Source organism: Paenibacillus sp. FSL R7-277 (assembly GCF_000517965.1).
GTDB classification, from domain to species: domain Bacteria; phylum Bacillota; class Bacilli; order Paenibacillales; family Paenibacillaceae; genus Paenibacillus_AQ; species Paenibacillus_AQ silagei.
Genome location: NZ_ASPX01000034.1, coordinates 240,593 through 265,689 on the forward strand (window position 1 = coordinate 240,593; position 25,097 = coordinate 265,689).

At 51.6% G+C, this 25,097-nt stretch carries 18 protein-coding genes; 10 read left to right on the top strand and 8 right to left on the bottom strand.

Going from position 1 to position 25,097, the window contains the following annotated elements; all coding sequences use genetic code 11:
• Nucleotides 1-109: 109 nt before the first annotated feature.
• Nucleotides 110-1,420 carry an APC family permease gene (locus C173_RS13220; protein ID WP_036725536.1) on the bottom strand — a complete coding sequence of 437 codons (1,311 nt, stop codon included), beginning with the start codon at nt 1,418-1,420 and terminating at the stop codon, nt 110-112.
• A gap of 219 nt (nt 1,421-1,639) precedes the next feature.
• On the opposite strand from C173_RS13220, the gene C173_RS13225 reads away from it, so the two are divergent.
• Genes C173_RS13225 through C173_RS13240 form a run of 4 tightly spaced genes read left to right on the top strand, consistent with a single transcriptional unit; the run spans nt 1,640 to nt 5,458 of the window.
• Nucleotides 1,640-2,833, top strand: a complete 1,194-nt coding sequence (locus C173_RS13225; RefSeq protein ID WP_036725436.1) for a serine hydrolase domain-containing protein — start codon at nt 1,640-1,642, stop codon at nt 2,831-2,833.
• Entirely contained in the window at nt 2,833-3,651 is an 819-nt protein-coding gene (locus C173_RS13230; protein WP_051478027.1) for an ABC transporter permease, read from the top strand. Before C173_RS13225 ends, C173_RS13230 begins: the two co-directional genes overlap by 1 nt.
• A 32-nt stretch (nt 3,652-3,683) precedes the next feature.
• Nucleotides 3,684-4,466, top strand: coding sequence for an ABC transporter permease (locus C173_RS13235; RefSeq protein WP_036725439.1), 783 nt, complete (start codon nt 3,684-3,686; stop codon nt 4,464-4,466).
• Complete coding sequence (locus C173_RS13240; RefSeq protein WP_036725441.1) at nt 4,466-5,458, top strand: ABC transporter ATP-binding protein; 993 nt, start codon at nt 4,466-4,468, stop codon at nt 5,456-5,458. Before C173_RS13235 ends, C173_RS13240 begins: the two co-directional genes overlap by 1 nt.
• 109 nt (nt 5,459-5,567) lie before the next feature.
• On the opposite strand, the gene C173_RS13245 is transcribed toward C173_RS13240, so the two are convergent.
• Nucleotides 5,568-6,632 carry an ABC transporter substrate-binding protein gene (locus C173_RS13245; RefSeq protein ID WP_036725443.1) on the bottom strand — a complete coding sequence of 355 codons (1,065 nt, stop codon included), beginning with the start codon at nt 6,630-6,632 and terminating at the stop codon, nt 5,568-5,570.
• Between the two features lie 247 nt (nt 6,633-6,879).
• Here C173_RS13245 and C173_RS13250 point away from each other — a divergent pair, with 247 nt between their 5' ends.
• The 5 genes from C173_RS13250 (at nt 6,880) to C173_RS13270 (ending at nt 11,790) form a co-directional block, all read left to right on the top strand.
• Entirely contained in the window at nt 6,880-7,986 is a 1,107-nt protein-coding gene (locus C173_RS13250) for a FecCD family ABC transporter permease (RefSeq protein ID WP_036725444.1), read from the top strand.
• On the top strand, nt 7,986-8,753 hold the full coding sequence (locus C173_RS13255; protein WP_036725446.1) for an ABC transporter ATP-binding protein: 768 nt from the start codon (nt 7,986-7,988) through the stop codon (nt 8,751-8,753). Before C173_RS13250 ends, C173_RS13255 begins: the two co-directional genes overlap by 1 nt.
• Nucleotides 8,754-8,898: 145 nt before the next feature.
• Nucleotides 8,899-9,453: a sigma-70 family RNA polymerase sigma factor gene (locus tag C173_RS13260; protein ID WP_442792641.1), complete on the top strand. Its 555-nt coding sequence runs from the start codon at nt 8,899-8,901 to the stop codon at nt 9,451-9,453.
• Complete coding sequence (locus C173_RS13265; RefSeq protein ID WP_036725447.1) at nt 9,450-10,301, top strand: hypothetical protein; 852 nt, start codon at nt 9,450-9,452, stop codon at nt 10,299-10,301. Before C173_RS13260 ends, C173_RS13265 begins: the two co-directional genes overlap by 4 nt.
• Before the next feature lie 346 nt (nt 10,302-10,647).
• The gene (locus C173_RS13270; RefSeq protein WP_036725449.1) at nt 10,648-11,790 is read left to right on the top strand and encodes an asparaginase; all 1,143 of its coding nucleotides are present in this window, start codon (nt 10,648-10,650) and stop codon (nt 11,788-11,790) included.
• Nucleotides 11,791-11,971: 181 nt separating this feature from the next.
• Here C173_RS13270 and C173_RS13275 read toward each other — a convergent pair whose 3' ends face one another.
• The 6 genes from C173_RS13275 to C173_RS13300 all read right to left on the bottom strand — a co-directional run bounded on the left by C173_RS13275 (nt 11,972) and on the right by C173_RS13300 (nt 23,191).
• The gene (locus C173_RS13275) at nt 11,972-14,254 is read right to left on the bottom strand and encodes a beta-glucosidase family protein (RefSeq protein WP_036725451.1); all 2,283 of its coding nucleotides are present in this window, start codon (nt 14,252-14,254) and stop codon (nt 11,972-11,974) included.
• Nucleotides 14,255-14,292: 38 nt separating this feature from the next.
• A complete protein-coding gene (locus C173_RS13280; protein WP_036725453.1) occupies nt 14,293-16,914 on the bottom strand; it encodes a glycoside hydrolase family 3 protein in 2,622 nt (873 codons plus the stop codon).
• A gap of 120 nt (nt 16,915-17,034) precedes the next feature.
• Entirely contained in the window at nt 17,035-18,744 is a 1,710-nt protein-coding gene (locus tag C173_RS13285; RefSeq protein ID WP_036725454.1) for a hypothetical protein, read from the bottom strand.
• Between the two features lie 114 nt (nt 18,745-18,858).
• Complete coding sequence (locus tag C173_RS13290) at nt 18,859-21,369, bottom strand: glycoside hydrolase family 3 N-terminal domain-containing protein (protein ID WP_051478038.1); 2,511 nt, start codon at nt 21,367-21,369, stop codon at nt 18,859-18,861.
• A 34-nt stretch (nt 21,370-21,403) separates the two neighbouring features.
• Nucleotides 21,404-22,048: a carbohydrate ABC transporter permease gene (locus C173_RS34475; protein WP_051478029.1), complete on the bottom strand. Its 645-nt coding sequence runs from the start codon at nt 22,046-22,048 to the stop codon at nt 21,404-21,406.
• 243 nt (nt 22,049-22,291) lie between these two features.
• Nucleotides 22,292-23,191: an ABC transporter permease gene (locus C173_RS13300; RefSeq protein ID WP_036725541.1), complete on the bottom strand. Its 900-nt coding sequence runs from the start codon at nt 23,189-23,191 to the stop codon at nt 22,292-22,294.
• A 211-nt stretch (nt 23,192-23,402) separates the two neighbouring features.
• Between C173_RS13300 and C173_RS32865 the strand changes: the two genes are divergently transcribed.
• A complete protein-coding gene (locus C173_RS32865; protein WP_081751158.1) occupies nt 23,403-25,088 on the top strand; it encodes a sensor histidine kinase in 1,686 nt (561 codons plus the stop codon).
• The last annotated feature ends 9 nt before the right edge of the window (nt 25,089-25,097 follow it).

Below are 25,097 nucleotides of genomic sequence, written 5' to 3' on the forward strand. Positions count from 1 at the left end.
CTCTAAGCTGACTGCGTCCGCTCAAAAGTACTTTCATAGTATACTTTTTTGAACGGGCGCTGTCAACTGTTTTATTAAAAGTTTCTCACCCCCGGCTATGAACAGCTGTCTACACGCGATTCTTCCGCATCATCATCACCACATACACGGGGAGTCCGGCAAGCGTGATGCCAATCCCAATAAGCGAGCGCAGCGGATCACTGATGATCGTGCTGGCCAGAATATAGAGCCCCCCTGCTACGCCAAGGATCGGGGTGAACGGATAGAGCGGCACGCGATAGCGGCCTTGTACGGGCGGCAACTTCCTGCGCAGGAGGAACACGCCGAACACGCCCATGGTGAAGAAGATCCAGAGCACGAACACCAGCAGATCCGTCAGCGTATTGAAGGTCCCGGAGAAGATATAGATCACGGCCAGTATACTCTGAAAAACAAGCGCATTCGCCGGTGTCTGGAACTTCGGATGAATGCTGCTCAGCACCCGTGAGAACGGAAGCTGTCCCCGCTCCCCCATCACATGCGGCACCCGTGCTGCGGTCATGAGATAACCGTTCAGCGCACCCAGCACAGAGACAATAATGCCTGCCGTAATAAAGGCTCCGCCGCCGCTACCGAACAGCGCCTCTGCTGCATCGGCACCCGGAGTCGGGGACGACACAATCTGGTCATAGGGCAGCGCCTGGAACACCGCAATATTGAACAACACATATACGGCAATGACAAAAATAACACCGATCGAAATGACCTTCGGCAGCGTCCTGGCCGGGTCTTTGATCTCTCCCGCCATATTGGTTACGCTGATCCAGCCGTCATAAGCCCAGAGTGTGCCGAGCACTGCAGCCCCGAAGCCTGCACCCGCAGCCGCTGTACCGATGCCGCCGAAGCCTGGAGCCAGATCCGAGAACAGTCCGACGCCCACAATGCCCACCACCGGAATCAGCTTCCCAACCGTAGCCACCGTCTGAATGATCCCGCCGAACTTCGTCGCTATAACATTCATCAGCAGAATAAAGGCCAGAATGCCCACGGCAAGCAGCTTCTGCTGCCATGCATTCAGCGGCAGGAAGTAACCCGAATAGGTCGCGAAGGCAATAGCCAGCGCCGCCACAGAAGCCGGATAGGAGATCACCGCCTGCACCCAGCCAAGCAGATAGCCGAATACCCCTCCGTACAATTCACTTAAATAAGTATATAGGCCTCCCGACTTTGGAATGGCCGCAGCGATCTCCGCCACACTAAGCGCCGAAGCCAGCGTAATGATCCCTCCAACACCCCAGGCCAGAATACTCATCCATGGGCTACCCGCATTATTCAATACAATTCCGGGCTTCAAAAAAATCCCCGATCCGATAATCATCCCGACCACCAGGGCCAGGGCTTGCATGAACGTAATACTTTTGGTTAACGGCTTTGTTGTCATGATGTGATTCATTGTCCTTCCGTTCTGTGAAATATTTATCATGCTTTTATTTCTCTATTTGTCCTGTTCACCCCTCTTTTTGAGACGGAGAAATTGGTTATAAACCAAACTTCCCATTGTAACTAAAACTATATGGAAGATATACTGAAGCCTGGGCGTATTTCCCTGGGCATAGCTGGTTCGCTCAGCGCCACAACCTTCGAGGAGGCATATACCTTTATGCTGTACACTCCAGGCATTACCGACTGCTCACCGGCAGAGGTGAATTATGACGCAACAAGAATCGGGGTATTGCATACCCACTTCCAGCAACTGATCGATGACAAAAAGATTCAAGCCGCCTCATATTGTATATCCAGATACGGCAAGACGTTCATGCACGGCGCCATCGGCCCCCTCTCCTACCGCGAAGAGCGGACGGAGCCGTTGTTGCCGACTACCGTTCATAGAATTGCTTCAATCACCAAAGCCATTACCTCCGTGGCCATAGCCAAGCTTGTGGAGGATGGCGTGCTCCGGCTGGACCTTCCCGTCGGCACTTTTCTGAAACCGTTTAACGTGGAGCTCTTTGCCAAAATCGATATCTACAGCCTGCTTACCCATACCTCCGGCCTGTTTCCCGACTGCGCGGGCAGCATGATTCCCTATCACAAAAGCTATTGGCAGCTTATCGGCGAATACTTCGACAGCTACAGGCCGGAGGACGGGGAGCCGGACTGGATCACCGCCGCGCTGAGCTGCGGCGTGAATAAGAAGGTAGGCGAGGAATGGCAATACTGCTCCTTCGGCTTCTGTATTCTTGGCGAGATTATCAAGAAGGTGACTGGCGTTACCGCCGAGCAGTACATAGAGGAGAACATCCTGAAGCCGCTCGGCATGAGGGATACGATGTGGGAGCCGACGCCGGAGCTGGCGGGGCGCTTCATTATCCGCAACGAAATGCGGGAGAAGCAGTTGAATGAGCTGGCCCAAGGCATCCAGCCCGAGGTCTCTGCGGCAGAAAAGCTGTGGGAGACGGTATCCAGCACCGGCGGAGGGCTGTCCTCCACACCGGCTGACCTGATCCGCTTCGCCAACATGCTGCTGGGCATGGGCCGACTGGGCGAGACCCGCATTCTCGGCCGTAAAGCCGTCGAGAAGCTCACCACCCGTACACTCTACGGGGTTCCCGACTACTGTTGGGGCAATGATGTCAAAGACCGGAGCTACGGCATTGGACTGGATATGCGGAAGGGTCCCGCCTTCTTTTACTCCGAGGGCAGTTATTTCCATGAAGGAGCCGGAGCCTGCTGTATGGTGATGGACCCTGCCGAGCAGCTTGCTGCGGTATGGTTCGTGCCGTTCAAGGACGATAACTGGTACGCGGAGGCGCTGTTCAATGTCACCAATATCATCTGGTCAGGCGTGATCTGATGAACCGCCTTAAGCATAACTGGAGGATCTGCCGCTCCGTGGCGGCGGTAACCTATAAGGAGTGGAGTGCCTACCGCACCCACTCCCTGGTGTCCGTAATTGTCGGTCCTGTCTATTTCATGGTGCAATATTTCATCTGGACCGCAGTCTATGGAGGGCAGGCTACACTGGGCGGGCTTGATCTCCAGCAAATGATCCGCTACTTCGGGGCAACGGCGCTGATTGGCTACCTGATCATGGATTTCGCCGACTGGAATCTGTCGATGCTTGTCCGCACCGGCAAGTTTCTGACCTTCCATCTGCGTCCGGTCGATCACCGTTCGTTCGCGCTGTTCCAGAAGCTCGGACACCGCTTCCTCGGCTTCGTGTTTGAATTTCTGCCGTGCCTGCTGATTTTTATCTTTATCTTCGGCATCGATATGCGGCCGGCAAGCCTGCCGTGGACCATAGTGTCCGTGCTGCTCGCTTTTCTGATGAATTTCTATGTCAACTATACGATTGGCCTCACCTCCTTCTGGCTGGTGCAGTCAGGGGGCATACGGAGCGCGTTCATGCTGGTGTCGGGGATTTTCTCAGGTGCGCTGATTCCGCTGGATTTCTTCCCGCACTGGCTACAGGTGACCCAGTTGTTCCTGCCATTTCAATACATTGCTTATATGCCTGCCATGGTGTTCACCGGCCATTATTCACTCGGCGGCCTGGAGTTATCCATCCCGGAGGCTGTCGGCATGCAGGGAGCGGCTGTAATGGTAATGTTCGGGTGCAATGAGCTGGTCCGCCGCCGGGCCATGAAGCAGTTTACCGCGGTCGGCGCGTGAATGAATGCACCGAAGAAAGGAACATTCTTGACATGAAAAGGTATGTAGAGGTATACAAGCAGTGCATGTACTCCGCCGTGCAGACGGCTTCGGCTTATAGAATGAACTTCATCGTCAGCAGTCTGATTACCCTCATCGGTAATATACTGTTTCCGCTGGTGACCCTGCTGATCTACCGGGCAGGCACCAGCTTCCCCGGCTGGAGCTTATACGAGGTCTTGTTGATCCAGTCCGTATTCACGATGTCCAGCGGCCTCTCCAGCCTTGTCTTCGGAGGGGTCATGTGGACCACCATGTCGCATGTCCGGGAGGGCAGCTTCGAGGTAGTGCTGCTTAAGCCGCTGAATCCGCTGTTCTACCTTGTGGCTACGACCTTCTCCACCGAAAGTGCCGGGCTGTTCCTGGGCGGAGCGGCGTTATTCGTGTTCTCCGCCTGGCATGTAGGCGCGATTCCGGCCTTAGCCTGGCTGCAATTCGCAGGCATGTTCTTCGCCGGAACGGCAGTCCTGGCCGGATTATCACTGATGATGGCGGCGATGTCTTTCAAATGGGTCGGTAATTCGCGGATTTCCGAGCTGGCCGACAGTGTACTGAGTGTCGGCAAGTATCCGCTGCCGATCTTCCCGAAGGCGGTGCAGGCGGCAGCGACGATGATCATTCCTGTGGGCATGGTCGGCTTCCTCCCGGCCTCGGCGCTGCTTGGCCGGGTAGGAGCCAGTGATTTTGCAGCGATACTGCCCTGCTTTGTCTTTCTCTGGGCAGGCATTTGGGTCTACCGGCACATGATCAGATTATATGAGGGGGTTGGCGGCTGATGCCGGTTATAGATGTGAAGCATTTAACGAAGACATACACCACTTATAAGCGGGGCGCAGGTATGGGACAGACTTTCAGGAGCTTCTTCAAGCGTGAAGAAGTCTCGGTCCAGGCTGTGAACGATATCAGCTTTGCCATTGAGCAGGGCGAAATCTGCGGCATGCTGGGGCCTAACGGGGCCGGCAAATCGACGACGATCAAAATGCTCTGCGGCGCACTCTACCCGACAAGCGGGGAGATTTCGGTCCTCGGCTATTCCCCGGCCCGTGACCGGAAGCGGTATGTCGGCAAAATCGGAGCTGTCTTCGGCCAGAAATCCCAGCTCATTTGGGATATTCCGCCCATCGACAGCTTCAATATGAACAAGGCCATCTACGGAATCTCCACCCCGGATTTCAATCATCGGCTGGAGGAGCTCGCGGCGCTGCTGGAAATCTCCCAGGTCATTGAGAAGCCTACCCGGGTGCTGTCGCTGGGCGAACGCATGAAATGCGAATTCGTCATGGCCATGCTGCACCAGCCGGACATCCTGTTCCTGGATGAGCCGACGATCGGGCTGGATGTGATCGCCAAGGTCAAGATCCGCGAATTCATCCGCCAGATGAACAAGAAGCTGAATATGACCTGTATCCTGACTACCCATGATCTGGAGGATGTGGAGGAGCTGGCGCACCGGGTCATCGTCATTAACCATGGCGAGAAGGTGTTCGATGATTCGCTGCAGCGGCTTAAAGTCTTTCTGGGAGAGAAGAAGCAGGTCAGCTTTACCTTTGTAGAGTCTGTGCAGAACACCCCCTTCGACAACGATTACACCAAGGTGGTAGAGCGGCCGTCAGACTTCCAGGTTACGCTGGAGGTGGACACCGCCCGCATCTCGATCAGCGAGTTCATCGAGAATATCTCCCGCAAGCACGGCTTCTCGGATATTTCGGTCAAGGAGCTGCCGATTCAGCAGGTGGTCATGAATATTTATGAGAGTGCACAAGCATAAACCAACAAACAGCCTGAACCGTCACTTTACCGTGACAGCTCAGGCTGCTTTTTTCCAGGCATTTATTAGCTCTTATGGACGGAGTAACTCCCGCTTAGGCAGCTTCGTCTTACTTCCCGGCAGCCAGCTCAGACGCAAGCTTCTCCGCCCCGTCAAAGATGGAATAGCTATAGCCCCAGAACTGGTTGAAGTCAATTTTATAGATCGCTTTGTTCTGGATTGCCTTCAGACTCTGCAGTGACGGATCGGCATAGAACGCTTTTATCGACTGGTCAGCATCAATACCGCCTGTGTATACCGAGATCAGCAGGACATCCGGGTTGGTCGCGATTAATTGCTCCTTGCTGATCTCACCGGTCACATCCGCGTAGCTGTTGGTCAGTCCAAGCAGTCCCAGCACATCTCCCGCAAAAGTATCCACATTCCCGCTATAGACGGCGATCGCGCCGTTGCCCCCGTCAGAGACGTAAGCAAAGGTCTTCCCTCCTGCTGCTGCCCCTTCCTTCAGCTTCGCTGCACGCTCCTTCAGCTCTGCAATATATGCAGTAGCCTTCTCCTGCACATCAAAGATCTGGCCGAGCTGTTCAATATCCTTGTACAGGCTGTCAAGTGTTGCCCCTTGCAGACTGGTGCTCTGCACGAAGGTCTTGATGCCCAGCTCATTGAGTCCGCCTACCGTCCCGACTCCCCAATCCGCATCTGCGAACAGGCCGCCGCGCCCCATCACCAGATCCGGGCTTGCGCCCACAACGAGTTCTTTACTGGCATAGTCCTGGGAGATGACAGGAATCTTCTTGAATTCCTCTTGAACCGCCGGATCGCCTGCACCGTAGAGAGCCGCAACCCCAACCATTTTGTCGGTAAGCCCCAGCTTAATCAGCAGCTCCGCCGCACCTTGGGTATTCGCTACTACCTTCTCGGGAGCCTTATCAAAGGTCTGCGATTTAGTCGTCCATTCGGTGCCTTCCCCGTTATTCGTGTGATTCTCGATGGTAAGAGGATATATCGTCTTGGCTGCCTGTGCAGTCTCCGCCGGTGCAGGACTGGCCGATGCAGGTGCAGCCGTTGCCGCCGCTTCCTTCGTATTGCTTGTGCTTGATGAACAAGCCGCCAGCATAACTGTCATCACCAGAACCGCCAGCAGCGGTACATATCGTTTGAATATTTTCTTCATTCTTTGGTTCCCCTTTTCTGTATGTATGTTAGTTATCCTGCGGGTAGGGCATTAAGCCCATAGCCTTGCAGGGGATACCTCCGTAGAATATAGAAAGTTGGACAGCATGTCAATGAGAATTATTATCATTGACAATCGTTCTCAATATCCTTTATATTTAAAAACATGTTACGATATTCTGCTCACAGTGTCTTCTGATGAGTCCGTCCATACTAATCTTTTAATGTAAAGGAGCCTTCCCATTGTCATGCATACTGATCTAGCCGTACCTTCACAGCCTAAGCAATCTCTCATTCATTCCCGTTACGGCTTCATGGCTGTTATAGGCGTCCTGTTCATTATCACCCTGCTGTCTGCCGGGGCTGCGGTCTCCTTCGGACAGGTGGACATTCCTGTCTCCCAATCCTACCGGATTCTGCTTCATCACATCACAGGCATCCAGATTGGAGATATGCAGGAGCTGACGAACGGTTCTTTCGTGGATATTATCTGGAAAATCCGCTTCCCGCGCGTCCTGATGGCGATGTTCATCGGCGCCGGACTTACGCTGTGCGGGACGATCATGCAGGCGGCGGTACAGAATCCCCTGGCTGATCCATACATACTCGGTATTTCCTCCGGCGCTTCGCTGGGCGCAACCTTCGCCATCCTGATCGGCTTCGGCTCGATGGGGCTGCTCGGCCAGTCGGGAGTCGCCTTTTGGGCTTTTGCAGGGGCGGTTGGCGCATCTCTGCTGGTCCTCACACTTGCCAGTGCGGGCGGCAAAATGACCTCCGTCAAGCTGGTGCTGGCCGGGATGGTCATTAACGCTTTATGTACCGCTTTTGCCAATTTCATTGTCTATTTCGCGAACAATGCCGAAGGCATTAAGACAGTTACCTTCTGGACGATGGGCAGCCTGGCCGCCTCCAGCTGGGACAAGCTGCCGCTGATCTCGGTCACCGTCATCCTCGCCGTTATCCTGTTCCTCTCGCAGTTCCGTGTGCTGAATGCCATGCTGCTAGGAGATGAGGCGGCGGTTACGCTGGGCATTCATCTGGGTGCCTACCGCAGAGTCTACATGATTCTCACAGCGCTGATTACCGGCGTTATGGTAGCAAGCTGCGGGATGATCGGCTTCGTGGGACTGATTATCCCCCATCTGGTGCGGGGACTGGTAGGCTCGGACCATCGCAGGCTGCTGCCGGCGTCGATTCTGTTCGGGGCGATCTTCCTGATCTGGACGGACGTCATTGCCCGGACCATCGTCCCGAATGTGGAGCTGCCGATCGGGATCATTACCGCCCTGATTGGCGCGCCGATGTTCATGTACATGCTGATTAGAAAAGGCTATGCCTTCGGAGGGAAAAGCTGATGAATCTGAATGTTGAACGGCTAAGCGTCTCTTTCGGTGAGGCGAAGATTGTGCAGGAGGTCTCGCTGAGGGTGCAAAATAAGCAATTCGTCGGTCTGATCGGCCCGAACGGCTGCGGCAAATCGACGCTGCTCAAGAGCATCTATAAAGTCATTAAACCGCGCCAGGGCGATGTCTTCCTCTCTGAGCTTAATGTGATCAAGGCCAGCCCGAAGCTTGTTGCCCGGAAGCTGGGCGTAGTCGGCCAGTTCAACGAGCTGAGCTTCGACTTCACCGTTCGTGAGATGGTGGCAATGGGCCGGACGCCCCACAAAGGCATGCTGGAAACCGACAGCCAGCAGGACGCTGACATTGTCTCGGCCGCACTCCGCAAGGTCAATCTGGAGGGGCATACTGGCCGCAGCTATAATTCCTTATCCGGCGGCGAGAAGCAGCGGGTCATTCTGGCGCGTGTGCTGGCCCAGCAGCCGGAATTCATGATTCTGGACGAACCGACCAACCATCTGGATATCAAATACCAGCTGCAGATTCTGAATATCGTCCGAAAGCTGGATATCGGCATTCTCGCCGCCCTCCATGATCTCACCCTGGCCGCTGAATATTGCGACTATCTGTATGTTATGAAGGAAGGCCGGGTCGCGGCCTGCGGAGCCCCGGAGGATATTCTGACGAAGGAATTAATCCGCGAGGTCTTCGATGTGGAGTGTGAGACCTACCGCAATCCGGTCACTGGAGCGCTGGGCATCGCCTATCTGGAGACAAGGTAATCTTCGGGACAAATGGAAACGGCTTTGCCGTCCTTTTAAAGAACGGTACCGTTTCAGCGAGAATCTTTTACAGCCTGCGGCTCTGTGCCCGCAGGTTTATTCTTTTTGCAGGATGTTGAAACTATTTTCACCCCTTGACGGTCTAATGGTCAATCAAATGCTTCAAGAAGCCAATAAAGGAGTGAAAGAACTGAAAGCCCAGCCGCAAGTATACCAACCATTCGCTGAACAACTTCAAGACTGCCGGAACAACCTGTTCCGCAAGGCCTACTGTTATGTTAAAAACGAGCATGAAGCGCTAGAAATTGTCTCGGAGGCTACCTATAAGGGGTATCTTGCGTTCGGACGGATGAAGACACCGCAGTATTTCGAGACCTGGATGACCCGGATTGTCATCAACACCGCTATTGACCATCTTAACCGAAACAAACGGGTGACTTACATGGAGGATCACCCGCAGAGCTATACCGGGGATGAGCATGCAGTTCCACTGGAAGAGAAGCTGGATCTGTACCAGGCTCTTGACAGACTACTGCCGGAAGAGAAGGCGTATATTATCCTGAAATTTTTTGAGGATTTGCGCTTTAAGGATATGGCGGACATTCTGGAGCTGCCGGAGAACACCGTCAAGACCAGGTTCTACAAGATAATCGGCAAACTGAAGGCTCACTTAAAGGATGGGGAGGTCGAGGGAATATGACAGGAAAAGACCGCTATGCACAGATTGAAATTCCCACACAGCTTGGAGACATTCTGGAGGCAGCGCAGAGAAAGGCAGTGGCCCGGAGAAGAACAGTCCGGCTGAAACGATACAGCTCGCTGGCCGCAGCCATCATTGCCTGCCTGCTTGTCGTTAATATTCCCGATGTAGCAAACGCCCTGTCTAAGGTTCCCGTAGTCGGAAGCATCGTGAAGGTGCTGCAATTCGGGACTGGAGGCGAGCGGACCGACGGAGCCGCCGTGAGCACCGTTACTGCAGAGGATACCGTCCGCATTGTATTCGATCAGGAAGGCGATACAGCCGCAAGTGTACCTTCCTATACAGTCGACCAGAGTGAGGCTCCGGACCGTCTGATCTTCACCTTTAACGGTGTCCGCAGCTTCGATTATGATGCGCTGGAACAGGATATCCTGGCCTCTCCGCTGGTCAGTGATGTGTACAGAAATATCATCCTGGATGATTCCGCCACGCGGTTCGTGGTTGAACTGAAGGAAGGTACCCGCCATACCCTTACCGAATACAGCAATCCGGGTACGCTTGAGCTGAAGCTGACAGCAGAGGGCAAGGCCCCTGCATCTAAGGAAGTCTACTATGTACGCAGTGAAGGAATGCCTCCGGGAGAATCACTGGCTATCCTGGAAGAGATCTATCTGGATGACGATGTTACCTTCCTGAAGACAGCCTCTGGTGATTTCGCTGCTGTCATCGGCGGCTTCACCACTCGTGAAGAAGCTGAGCAGAAGCTTGCTGAAATCTCTGCGCGCGAGGATTATACTGGGGATCTGCGTGTGGACAGCTGGATGAGCAATGGGCATCCGGACGATTGACCGCATTCCCACAGGCAGGTTGTGAAGCAGCGGCCGCTTTTATTGCCCTACCCATCCGCGTCAGCTTTAAGGAGGGGAAGAGCATGAAAGCGGCCTTTTTGTGCGGCAATTGCAGCTCCAGATGAATTTCCCTCTATACACCTGATGGGCGATCGCTCATCGTTACGGACTTAAATGTAAAGTATGTGTCATTTATATGTTTTGTATAATCACATAAAATTAATTTTTATTAAATTTTTATGCATATTTATGAATTTATTTTACATATAAGTAAAATTATCATTTTGACAATTATGAATAATGTCATATATACTTACACAGAAATCAAATTAAGAGGAGGTCACTTATGAATCTTATGCACAAAAGAAGTCTAAGTCTCTTTACCGCTCTGTTGGTTCTCTTCACCATGTTATCCTTCCCTTCTATCACGAAGGCCGCCGAAGTCACCACTCCCGGGAGAATCATACCGAATGTCGTAGTAGTCGGTGTCGGAGGAACCATCACCTCCACTTCTCCTTCCAGAGAGCTGTTTCAGACGTACGGAACGCCAAAGGTACCCATTAATGATATTATCCAAAGACTACAGCCCGAGCTATCCAAAATAGCCAATGTCACCAGTACAGAGCTAAGCAATATCAGCTCGGCGCAAACCACCTCCAAGGACTTATACAACCTTACCATCGCTATCGACAAGGAACTGGCCAACCCGGCTGTTCATGCTGTAGTTGTTACTACCGGCACCAACATCATGGAAGAGTTGGCTTACTGGACTGATCTCACTGTCCGCAGTCCCAAGCCTGTTATCTTCACCGGGTCCATGCGACAATCCAATACGATCTCCTTCGACGGAGAAGCTAATCTGCTGAATGCAATCCGGCTGGCTGCAAGTCAGAAAACCACTTACTATGGTACAGTTTTGATGATGAACGATGAATTCTTTGCAGCCAGGGAAGTTACCAAGACGGATGCGCTGCGCCTGGATACCTTTGACGGGGGCCGGTACGGCGCTCTGGGAACGGTAGACGAGAACCGGATTCGTGCGGTTCGTGCGCCAGCCCGCGTCAGGGATGCCGGAACAGAGAAGTGGAAAACTCCTTTTGATCTCAGTACGATCCAGCCAGAGGATTTGGCTAAGGTTGATGTTGTATACAGCTATACAGAAGCCTCCGCTGCGCCCATTACAGCCTTGGCTAATGAAGGAGTTAGAGGGATTGTAACGGCGGGCCATGGTGCCGGCGGGATCTCTACCGCGCAGCAAGCAGCCCGTACGGCGGCTATCGAGAAGGGTGTTCTATTCGTAAGCGCTACGCGAGCAGGCTCAGGGGCAGTATACGACACCGGAGCCAAAGGCATCATCGGTGCAGGCGATCTACTCCCGCAAAAGGCAAGAATCCTGCTTCAGCTGGGCCTTACCTTCTCCAAGGACCAGGAGCAGATCCGTCAGTGGTTCTCTACCATTGGAATGCCGGATTACGATATGAGCAAATAATAACCGGCAGCTCTACAACTGACATTCAACTAGAAACATTTTGAGCGAAAATACAGAGCAGCGAGCCTCCAATCACAGGAGAATCGCTGCTCTGTTTAGCTTTTACTGTTATAACATATGAGTGGATCAAGTCAGATCAGATCCGGCAAATACTCTTCCTTCATTTCTTATCTTCACACACTCATTGAACCGAACCTGCTACCTGATTCAACTGGTCTAGCAGCTCGGGCAGCAGTTCCTCGTTCATCTCCCCTCCAACAAGGGACAAGAACGTGCGCAGCGGCAGATCCCGGAGCATGGCAGCCATCATCTCAGATGAAACGGCGTCGGAGGGTGCAAATCCCGTCTGCTTGTTCCTGTTTCTCAGCTGCTCAAGAATCGGTGCGGTCTTCGGATTGCCCATCAGCTCGCCAATCGTTGTATTCCGGTGGATCGGTGCGATGAATTCTTGCGTCGATTGAACTGTAACAGAAGTCCGGCTTGCAATATCCCGGGAGGAACTTCCGATCAACAGTTCGAACTCACCCGATTCCACGTGCCAGTCGCTCAGGTCAACGTTGTAATAGGCAAAGCTGCGTTTATTTAGCGTAAACGTTACCGTCTTCGTCTCAGAGGGCGCTAATTCTACCTTCGTGAAGCCCTTCAATTCTTTCTCCGGACGAATAACGCCGGATTCCACGTCGCGGACGTACAGCTGAACCGTCTCCTTGCCGGACCGGCTGCCCGTATTCTTCACATCTACGCTGACTTGCAGCGTATCCCGGTCTGTAATCTCCTTCGAGGCCAGCTTCAGATTGCTGTATTCGAATGTTGTATAGCTCAAGCCGTAACCGAAAGGGAATAGCGGCTCGATATCCTTCGCTTCATAATACCGGTATCCGACGAACAATCCTTCCCGGTACTCAACCCGATCCCTTTCCCCTGGAAAATATGGATGTGACGGATTCTGCTTCACATGCTTAGGGAATGTCTCGGCCAGCTTTCCGCTTGGATTCGCGTCGCCGAACAGCAGGTCGGCGATAGCTCCGCCCAGCGCCTGTCCGCCCAAATATGCTTCCAGCACTGCCTTTACCCGCCCGAGCCAAGGCATAACCACCGGGGCTCCGTTGCTCAGCACCACTACGATATTCGGCTGGACGGACGCGACTTGTTCGATCAGGCGGCATTGATTCGCCGGCAAGTCCAGATGCTTCCGGTCGTAGCCCTCCGATTCATACCGGTCAGGCAAGCCGATGAACAGAACAGCGGTTTGCGCTTCGCCCGCGATTCGCTTTGCTTCGTCCAGCAACACCTCATCACTGTCATCACTATCCAGATCATAGCCTTGTGCGACAATTATCTCTGCACCTTCGCCTGCCGCTTTCCTGATCTCCTCTTGAATCGAATCAAGCCTGGTGGGATTCACGTGAGAGCTCCCGCCGCCTTGATAACGTACCCGCTCCGACAACGCGCCGATGATCGCAATCTTGCCCGTCTTCACCAGAGGCAGCAGCTGATCCTCATTCTTCAGCAGCACCATCGTTTCCCGCGCGACTTCACGCGCCAATTGGTGGTGAGCCTCTTGATCGTATGCAGCACCCGATTGCTTCTGGTCTGCAGCCTTGAAAATAACCGTCAACAGCCTTTCCACCGAACGGTTCAGGACCTCTTCACCGAGCTCCCCGCTTTCCACTGCCGCTATGATCTTCTTCTGCCCGATTCCATGGCTCGACGGCATCTCCAGCTCCATACCTGCAGCAACGCTTGCAGCAGCTTCGTTCACAGCCCCCCAATCCGACACCACGATTCCCTCATGGCCCCATTCTTCCTTCAGGATAGAAGTTAATAATGCCTCATTCTCTGAGCAATAGGTTCCGTTTACACGATTGTAAGCAGACATGACAGTCCAGGGTTGAGCTTTCTTCACAGCGATCTCGAAGCCGGGCAAATAGATTTCCCGAAGCGTCCGTTCATCTACGATTGCATCTGCCGTCATACGGCGATGCTCTTGGTTGTTCACGGCGAAATGCTTGATCGACGAGCCGATCCCCTGACTCTGTACGCCCTCAATATGTGCAGACGCCAGTTCGCCGGTCAGATATGGATCTTCAGAGAAGTACTCGAAATTCCGGCCGCACAGCGGCGAACGCTTGATGTTCGCACCCGGGCCCAGCAGAATCGAAACCCCTTCTGCCTGAGCCTCCTTCCCCAGCGCTTCCCCGACGCTGCGAATCAATTCCCGGTTCCATGAGCTTGCTAATCCGGCCGCCGAAGGGTAGCAGGTCGCCGGCACGCTTTGGTTCAGTCCGAGATGATCTGCCGCTCCAGCCTGCTTCCGAATACCATGCGGACCGTCCGTCATCATAATTGAAGGAATGCCGAGACGCAGAACCGCCTTCGTCGTCCAGAATGTATCTCCGGAGCATAGTCCCGCCTTCTCCTCAAGCGTCAGCTGTTCCACGATTTCACGGATATTTCTCCCCATAAACTTCTCCTCATTTCTGATAAATGGTATGCTGTTCCTTAGCCCTGTGCCCTCTTAAGAACGACTTTGAGAAGATACCACACGTTCTTCTCCAGACGAACCCGCTCAATTCTTCCTTCATTCACGCCATTCACAATGGGGAGAACATACGTGTCGTCGTTCGTACCCGGCGTCATCCAGCAATTCCCCGCCTGTACAGCTTCAACTATATCTGCGGTTTCATAAGATCCCCAATCCGTCATGACATACCCGCCAAATCCGAGTTCTTCCCGGAAGATGCCTTGAATCATCTCTTCATCGGCGGCTGCAAACACGCCGTTCACTGCGTTATACCCCGTCATGATGGAATCCGGCTGATGGACTTCAAGCGCCACCTCGAAGGCTTTCAGATAGATCTCTCTCAGTGCGCGCTCCGTGATCAAGCTGTGATTGCGGTTGCGGACTGTCTCGCAGTTGTTCGCAACAACATGCTTCAAGCAGCTGGATACCCCGTGCTCTTCCAGACCTTTGCTGAAATAACCTGCCATCATGCCTGTAAGGTAAGGATCTTCGGAGAAGTACTCCGGGTGACGGCCGTTAAGCGGATTCCGGTGAATATTCATCCCTGGAGCGAGGATCATATGAATGTTATTTTCCGATGCTTCCTCGGCTATGACTCTGGCTACTTCATAGGATAATTTCGTATTCCATGAAGAGCATACGACAGTACTGGTCGGCATCCCTATATTCGGTTGTTTCAGATTAACCCCGCTGTTGCCATCGGCGACCACAAAAGGCTTCATATCATAGCGGTCCAGCAGGAATACCCTTCCGGCCTCGCCCTTCTCATGCATGCCCCAGCCGCTGGATCCGCACACAGACAATCGTGCCAGCTCTTCGTCGGAAAGCTGCTTCACAAAGCTGTCCAGCCGCTCCGGCTGCTTTATCACATCCGTAAATTTAATAATGGTGTCCGGTACTTCTGTGGCAACCGGCAACTTATCTTGATATTTCGGACGATTCGCCTTCGGTGTAAGCTCAGTAGCATCCGGCTTTAACCCGGAGAAGGCCCCTTGGGGATAGGTCGCTTCGGGATCAAGCTTGGACAGCGTCTGAATAGGAACAGGAGGGACCATTCGGTTAACGACTTTCTTCAGCGTACGATTCTCTGTGAGCTCGAATTCTCCGGCTTTTTGCACATGCATCACTGATGTACCCGCCCAGATGATATAGCGGCCTTCTTCCATCAGCCAGCAAGCCGTATCTGAGTCGAAGGAAGCATAACGTACAATAGGAATATGGCAAATAATCTCCTGCGTTTCACCAGGCTTCAAGGCTTCCGTCTTGGCAAAAGCAATCAGCTTACGGGACGGCTTCTCCAGCTTTCCGTCCGGCTCTTCTGCGTATACCTGGACGACCTCTTTCCCTGAGGTATTTCCTGTATTCTTAACCTGCACCTTCAATGTCGTTCCCTCATCGCCATGCTCCAAGCTGCTGATATTCAGGCCAAAGGTCGTATAGCTAAGCCCGAATCCGAAGGGGTAGGCTACCGCTTTCCGGAATGTCTCGAAATAACGGTATCCCACATAGATATCCTCTTCATAATAAGTGTCTACAAATTGCGGCAAGCTGCTGTTCAGAACCGGCTTCCCGTCCACAGCATCATAGAAGTTGCGGCTTGCCGGATGATCGTAATAGTCATAGCTCCATGTATCGGGCAGCTTGGCTGAAGGATTAACTCTTCCGTCAAGAATTTCAACCAAAGCCAGCCCGCCGAACATCCCGGCAAATCCGCAATTGATCAGCGTCTTGATGTTATACTTCTCCACCCAGGCCATATCCATCGGATACCCCGAGTTCACAATAGCAATCGTCTGTTCAAAGGTTCCGGAGACAGCGCTAATCATTGCCTCCTCGTCGGAAGACAAGTAATACTCGCCCGGGACGGCACTGTTGTCCAGATATTCTCCGGATCTCCTGGAGATCACGATCAGGGCAACCTTAGACTGCCGATATGCGGATTCCAAAATCCCCTTGTCTGGTAGTGTTTCTGTTCCGTTTCCATATAAGGCCTGGACTTCAGAATTCAAAGTGAACTCGCTGTGCTCCTCAATGGCCCGAATCATACTGATCAGGTATCGGGGGTTAATTTTACCCGCACCTACAGTACCCGCGCGAAAATCGAACAAGCCGGTGCCAAACACATTCAGCAGCTCACCCTTGCTTAGTGGAAGTATATTGCCTTCGTTCTTAAGCAGCACAATGCCCTCTCTGGCGGCCTCTAACGCCACACGGTCATGCTCTTCATATCCGGATACGGGTTCTTTACGGGGCAGAGTCGTAACGGTGATCTCTTGCGGCTCCATCATAACCCCTGTCATGTCTACGAATCCCTCGATTCGAACCTTATATGTCCTTCCATACTCCCGTATGATGTGACGTACAGGCAATCCAAGCACCTGTGTATTTTTTATTTGCGTGAACGTGCGCAACCAGACCCTGTCCAGCTCGATATCGTTCACCGTGACTTTCCCCTTAATAGTCTCATCCATTTTCCTGAACAGCGGAAGAACAATGCTTCCCGCAAAGCTCCGGTCGAACATGGAAATTTGTCCATCAACCTCATCTATATCAAACAAAACATCACCTTGTGTTATGGCAGTAGGAATTTCTTTCTCCATCCTAATTCTCTCCTTCACAGATTTTTGGGGTCGTAGCGGGGAAGAGTTACAATCCAATATATGAGTTCAATCTCATTTAAAACGGCCCTGGAATTTCTTAACCAAGGCCGTTACACCGTATTATTTTACAGAATCATACCATTCGTTGACTTCCTTCGTGATTTCGTCACCACCGGAGGATTTCCACTTACTGACGAACTCATCGAAAGCTTCCACCGGCTTCTTCCCATATAGAATTTCTGTATAAGTGTCCATTTGAAGCTTCTTAAGCAGCTCGCTTCTGGATAACATCGTGTCTGTAGTTGGACCCTGGAAATAATCCGGTACATCCGCGGATGTTTGTTCAGAAATAACCAGTAATCCTTTTCTTGTCGTCATGTCCAATGGAGTAATATCACCCGATACGATCCCGACATTCGCCAAGACTGCCAGATCATTATTGGTCAGTTCCTCACCTCTTGCCAGTTTGAGATCAACTGCCAACATTTTAGATGGATACATGGCATATACACCCGTCAGCGTATACTTGTCCGTCCCTATTTTGCCGCCGGGAATATCCTTGGTATCAGCGGTAGCCTTACCATCTTTGATTACATAGTCGTAGCCCTCTTGGTAACCTTTGAAGATAAACGGATCGTCACTTTCATAAGCGGAAAACATCTTATTCTGGTAGTGAAATAAGGCTTGAAGCGCTTCTTCCGATATATCCTTGCTGATCAGGATAACACCGTTATAAGGATCATTGACAGTTCTCATATTCGTACCATCGGCCCCTTTAGGAAGCGGGAACGGGGTAAACATTGCATTCGGATTCGAGCCAAGCGCCAGCGCTCCCGGATAGGTCATAAACCAGCTTTGGCCGCCAATGATACCCACCTTCCCCCCAGCAACCAATTCCACCATTTTATTGATATCATGAAGCGCGACATCGGTTGCAATATAACCTTTGTCTTTCCATTCCTTAAGCTTCGAGAGCGCTGTCTTCACACCGGGTTGAACAGATCCGTACTGAAGTTTGCCGTCTTCTCCCGGATACCATCTTTCAGGAATTGCTCCAAACAACCCATAAATCCACGATCCATCTCCAATGACATAGCCGCTAACTTTATCCTTCATGCCGAACGCCAGCGCAACCGAATCCTTCTGTCCATTGCCGTCAGGATCTTGGTTCGCGAAGGCATCCATGACCTGCTCCAATTCCTCAACGGTCGTGGGAGCCTTCAAATTCAGTTTATCCAGCCAATCTTGGCGAATCCACATCGCGGATTGGCTTCCCATCGAATTACTGATAATCGGAATGCCGAATTTTTGTCCGTCTCTGGTAAACGGAAGCCATGCCCTTTCATTCTCAGCCATCGCTTCCTTCCAGACCGGAGAGGCGTACTTCTCAAAAGCAGCCCCTGCATCCAGCACTTTGCCAGATTCGATAAACATGTTCGCAACATCTTTATCGTAGACGACGAATACATCCGGTAATGTATCATTGGCAGAAAGCATCAGCTTTAATTTCGTATTGTATGACCCATCCGCCATGGCCGATCCCCACAAGGTTTCAATATTGACTCCAAGTGTATCTCTAGCCCAGCGCGTGTGTACATTATCAGACCAGCTCTCTCCTTCTCTGAAGCTCCCGGTCGGATCCTCAGCTCTGATGGTTTTTATGGTGACCGCAGGCTCAATCTTGCCGTTTACGATGTTTAACTCCGCTCCGGCCGTGCTCTCCGGACTTGCTGCATCCGAGTTTTTGTCTTGCGCGGAGCAAGCCGCCAGTGTTCCTAACATGAGGACTGCTGCGAGTAATGCTGACAACTTCTTTCTTGTGTGATTCATACTGAACCCCCCGTATTTGTTTTCTATCTTACCCTTTGATTATAAAATCGCTGTCACTCCACAGATATAACGCATTCTTAACTTCAGATAACCTAATCCAAACATAGGTGTCACTTATTCCAGCCGAAAGCTCACCTCTTGAACATCCCGCGAATTCGGACCCACATAAATCTTGAAATCACCGGCTTCCGCTTTGAAGGTAAGATCCGCGGCATAATATTTCAGATCCTCTTCCGTAATTATAAAATGGATTTCCCTGCTTTCACCTGGGGATAAGCATACCTTTTCGAAGCCCTTCAGCTCCTTGACCGGTCGGACGACGCTGCCGCAGATATCCTGAATGTACAGCTGAACGATTTCTTCACCCTGAGCCTGCCCCGTATTCGCAACTGTAACTTGAACTGTCAGACTGTCTGCCCGCTTCAGTACATGCTTATCCAGCTTAATCTCCGAATAGTCAAAGGTAGTATAGCTTAACCCGAATCCGAACGGATACAGCGGATCATTGGAACCATCCAAATATTTGGAACTGAAGTGCTTCTCCTGTGATGCCGGTCTTCCCGTATTGAAATGATTATAATAGACTGGAATTTGACCTGCATGCCTAGGGAAGCTCATCGTCAGTTTTCCCGAAGGATTATACTGGCCGAATAACACGTCGGCGATAGCATGTCCAGCTTGGGACCCCAGAAACCAGGTCTCCACGATAGCATTGACATGACGATCGAACCAATCCAGTATCAAAGGACGCCCATTCGTTAAGACCAGCACCGTCGGCTTGCCGAGCTTCGCTATCTCTTCGGCCAGCTTCAATTGAACCTCAGGGAGTGTAATATTCATACGGGAAGCGGCTTCTCCGCTCATCCGGCTGGATTCTCCCAACGCCAATACGATTACATCCGCTTCTTCAGCAACCTGCAGTGCAGCCTCATATCCACCGTCAATGGGCTGGTCAACTGCGCAGCCGTCGGCAATGAACACCCGTCTTCCGCTAACAGCTTCCGTTACACCTTGTTCCAGGGTAACCGTCGCATTCCCATGTCTCGAGAATTGCCATGTACCCAGCAAATCCTTGCTTCTTGCGAACGGACCGATCAACGCAACCGTACCGGAACTTGCATTCAATGGAAGAACTCCGTCGTTCTTGAGCAGCACGATCGATTTACGCGCAAGCGCCCTGCTCTCCTGCAGATGTTCCTCAGAGAACTGACACTCCAGTGCTTTCTTCGGCCGGATATACCGGAATGGATCATCCATAATGCCGATTCTATATTTGTAGGTGAGAATACGCCGGACTGCCTCATCCAGCTGCTCTTCCTTCACGATGCCTTCCCCGATCAATTTCGGTAATTGGTTCGCAAATGCGCGGGTTACCATCTCGATATCCATCGTAGCATCAAGCGCCATTCGGGCAGCTTCGGCCTCATCCTCGGCGCAGCCATGAATCGAGATTTCTTCGATAGCCCCATAGTCGGAAAGCAGGATGCCATCGAAGCCGAGCTCGTTCCTGAGCAAATCCTTCATCAGGAACTTGCTTCCAGCCGCCGGAACGCCTTGATAAATATTGAATGCATTCATGACCGAGCCGGCACCGGCCTGAATTCCCGCTTGGAACGGAGGCAAATGAACATTCCTTAGCGTGCCTTCCGAGATATCGACTGTATTATAATCACGGCCGCCCTCCGCCGCACCATAGGCGATAAAATGCTTTAAGCAGGCAATAATCGTGTCCTGATCAAATAGGGAATTGCCCTGAAAGCCTCTTACTTGTGCTTCTGCAATCCGGGCGCCCAAATAAGGATCTTCTCCTGCACCTTCAACGACACGGCCCCATCTCGGATCACGCGTAATGTCTACCATCGGGCCATGATTATAGGTAATGCCTGCGGAGGAAGCTTCTTTTGCCGCAATCGCGCATGCCCGCTGAATTCCTTCTGTATCCCAACTGCAAGACCAGGCGAGTGGCACCGGAAAGATGGTCTGATGGCCGTGAATGACATCGGCATTGAAGAATAACGGGATGTTATGCGGTGATTGCTCAACAGCAATACGCTGCAGCTCAAGCACACGGTTGATATCGAAAGCCCCGAGAATGGAACCGGCCTTCCCCTCTGCAACGAGCTTCTCCGGCGGTTCAGAAGCAACCTCCTCCCCAAACGAGAAGTCCGACGCCAGGCACTGGCTCATTTGCCCCACTTTCTCTTGCAAGGACAACTGGCCGAGCAGTTGCTCCACAGCTGCCGCAATACTCTCCTCTGTTCGTTCCACGACTCCAGTCATACGATACTGGTCCAGTTCTTGTTCTAACAAATCAGTCAAAGATGTCCCTGGGCCACGCTCTCCCGCCAAGGAAAGGGTTCCAAAAGTTGGAATATTAAGAGTTCCTGTGAACTTATTTTGTGAGAATATCAGTTCAAGGTAAGCCTCCCCCTCCTGCAGGGACTTCGCTCTCCCGGATGCCCGCAGACCGCTGCCTTCCACTGTAACGTGATCGAAATCCAATGCTACCGGGAAGGATTCCACTACTGCCGATATGGAATACTCTCCATTTGTATCCTTTATGCTGAAAGTAATTTTCAGCTTGGCAATCTTCGTTTCCACTATCGCATGCCATGTTCCTATCATTCTCGTGACCTCCACAATATCCATGATTTTGTGCTTACTCCTTGACCGCCCCAATCACCAAGCCCTTCGTAAAGAACTTCTGCAGCACCGGATAAATGAGCAGGATGGGCAGCGCTCCAACCAGAATTTGTGCAGAACTGATCGAACGGCTGTTTAATTTGGCAATGTCTGCGGCATTATTCCCGTTCACCATCGGAACGGCGATAATCGTCTTCAGGAACGAGCTAAGCGGAAGATTATCCGCCTTCATATAGATCGAACCGGCAAGCCATTCATTCCAGTCATGAACAACCGTGAACAATCCAACCGTCGCAAGTACCGGAAGCGAGAGCGGCAAGAACAATTTCGAAAAAGCCTGCCAATGATTGGCACCATCCATGAAGACCGCTTCTTCCAGCTCCTTCGGTAATGCCTTGAAGAAGTTCATAATCAGGATTAAATAAAAGACATTCACCAAGCTTGGAAGCACAAGCGCCCAAATGGAATTGTAGAGCCCCACCTTGGTCACAACCAGGTAAGTGGGGATCATCCCTCCATTAAAGAGCATAGCGATGACGAAAAAAGCTACAAACGCTTTATACCCGGCAATTCCGCCCCGTCCCCCTTCTTTCGATAAAACATATGCCGCCAAACAATTGATCAGCAAGCCCAGGGACAAGCTTAGAAAGACCCGCTGCATGGATACCCAGAGGGAGTTGAGTAAACGGGGGTCCCCCAGCGTTTTCTCAAAAGCGTTAAAATTGAGACCAATGGGCCAAAATGTCACCTGGTTCGACAGGACAGCAGGGCTTGAACTCAATGAAATGGATACGACATGGATGAGAGGTAAAATACAAATCGCTGCCAGAAACAGCATGAATAGATTATTTATGGAATAAAACCATCGTTCTTTCGTTCTAGTTGCATGCATATGATACGCTCCTTAGAATATTTTGTAGCCTGCCACTTTATAGGCCAGCCTGTAGCCTCCGATGATCAAGAACAAGCCCACAACAGACTTGAATAACCCAATTGCCGTACCAAAGCTGAAGTTGCCGCCAATCAAACCGATTCGGTAAACGAACGTGTCGATAATGTCTCCTTTTTCATACACCAGAGAGTTATACAGGTTAAATACCTGATCGAATCCGGCATTGAGCACCTGGCTCAGCGACAGCGTAAAGACTACACAAATCGTGGGCAGAAGTGACGGGAGCGTAATACTCCGCATTTGCCGCCACTTCCCTGCCCCGTCCAGCTGCGCCGCTTCGTAAAGGGCCGGGTTAATCCCTGCCAAAGCCGCAATGAAGATAATCGATCCATACCCGAATTCCTTCCATACCTCACTCGATACCAGAGTAAACAAAAACCAGTTATTATCGCCAAGGAAGAAGATCGGTTGCATACCTAATGCTTGAAGCAGCCGGTTGACCAGCCCGTAATCCGGGTTCAACAATTCAATGAAGACACCTCCAAGCACGACCCACGACAGGAAGTGGGGAAGAAATACCAGAGTTTGAACCGCACTGCGTACAAATTTTACGCGCACCTCATTGATAAGCAAGGCGAAGGTTAACGTTGAGATCAATCCGAAAATCAGCTTGAGCACTGAGATCCGAAGTGTATTCCAGATCACCTGAACACTGTCCGGATACTCGAACAGGAACTTAAATTGATCGAGTCCGACCCATTTGGAGCCTGTGATGCCCAGATAAGGTTTGTAGTCCTGGAACGCCATGACAAGGCCTCCCATGGGTGCATAAACAAATATAGCGGTCAGCACAACAGCAGGAAGCAGCATTAGGTAGAGATGCCAGCTGTCATTTCTGTGCACTTTTTTCAGGCGCACCGCTTTCTTGGATGATGTGTTAATATAGGTTTCCATAAGCTCCCCCTGTGAAATGAATTTCTATGTCTCCTTTATTGTAAGACCCCTAAACTCCATACAGATATAGCGCGATCCAAAGGTGAATAACGCGATCTTAATATCCGCTCCGGGGGACATTGTAAAAAGACATAAGGAATCCTACAATGGGTGTACACCAGTCTATCTAATGAAGGAAAGATGCCTCATGTTCAAGCAGTACCGGACATTCTATACGATCCTTTCGCTCATCCTGCTATCCACAGTCATTGTGATGGTTATGTACACAGTCACCATTAATACCAGTCTTACCACCGTGAAAGAGGATATCAAAACTAACAATTTGAACAGGATGCGTTTTCTAATACAGAACCTGGATCATAACGTAGGACAACTCTCGATGGTAGCTACCGCGCTGGAGACGGATTCTAAGGTCGGCCTGCTGCCCTCCATCGATCTAATGGACAAATATGATCAAATTAAATTGATTCAGGATCTGACGGACAAAATGAAGCTGCAAAGCTTCTCTGAAGGATGGAACAATCAGATTTCCATCTATTCTTCCCTGCTGCATCAATGGATCGGCTCCCCATCCTCCGACAGCAGCCCTCCGCAGGCTACGCCGGATAATCAATGGACATTGGAGACACAATCCGGGCAGTTCGTTGCTTATAGGATTCATCCGTCGTACTCCATTCGGGTTACTTTCCCCCAGGATAATCTGCGTGCAATGCTGAGCAGGTCCGACAGCAGCAGTAATAATTCGTTCTTCTACCGCAAGGGTGACTCCGTTATTCTAAGCGGCTACTCGGGCGACGACCAAGTGAACGAGCTCTTGCCGCAGCTGCTGCCTCTCCTGAACAATCGAATGGAAGGCTCTGAAATCATAACGGTAGGCGGGATCGGATATATGGTCAATTTCCTGCAATCCGACAAGCTGGGGTGGTACTTGGTAGATTATCTGCCATTGGACGAAGCACTGCGGCCTATTGAGAGAACCCGGAATTACTTCTACGCCGCTTGCGCTATGCTCTTTATGGGCGGCGTGGTAACAGCACTGTTCCTGTACAGGAAGGTACAAATTCCGATTCTCGAGCTGCTTAAGGGCGTGAGGCTGCTGAAGCACGGAGATTTTTCGCACCGGATTGTAAGACGCAGCCACAACGAATTCGATTATCTCTATATTAACTTTAACGAGATGGCCGCGCAGATCGAGGACTTGATCGAGAAGGTATATAAGGAGAAAATCATGTCGCGGGAAGCCTTGGTTAAACAGCTGCAAGCGCAAATCAATCCGCATTTTCTGTATAATTGTTTGTTCTTCATCGACAATATGACGCGCCTCGGCAATGACGAGGCTGTCACCGCGATGACGCAGAATCTCGCTCAATATTTCAGGTACACCACCCGGCTGGACAAGCCGACGACGACACTGGAGAAGGAATTGGGAGTCGTCGGGAACTACTTAAACATTCTGTGTCTGCGCATGGAACGTTTGAATTACGAAATCAGGGTGCCCGATTCGATGAAGCTGCTGTCCGTACCGAAGCTGCTGGTGCAGCCTCTGGTGGAGAACAGTGTCATTCACGGGATTGAGAAGAAGCAAGGCGAGGGGCTGATCCGGATTACCGGAATCGAAGACACCGGCCATTACCAGCTCATCGTTGAGGACGACGGCATTGGAATGTCGGGCGAAAGCATCCAACAATTGATGACACGTATCAAGCAGCCACCCGGGGAGGAAATGGGCTGCGCGTTGTGGAATATCGGGCAGCGCATGCAGATTTATTTCGATGCGCCCTCCCGCATGGAGATCGAACCCAGCACTTTAGGCGGCTTATGTGTTATTCTGCATTGGCCCAAGAGGAAAGATTAGGAGGATGGC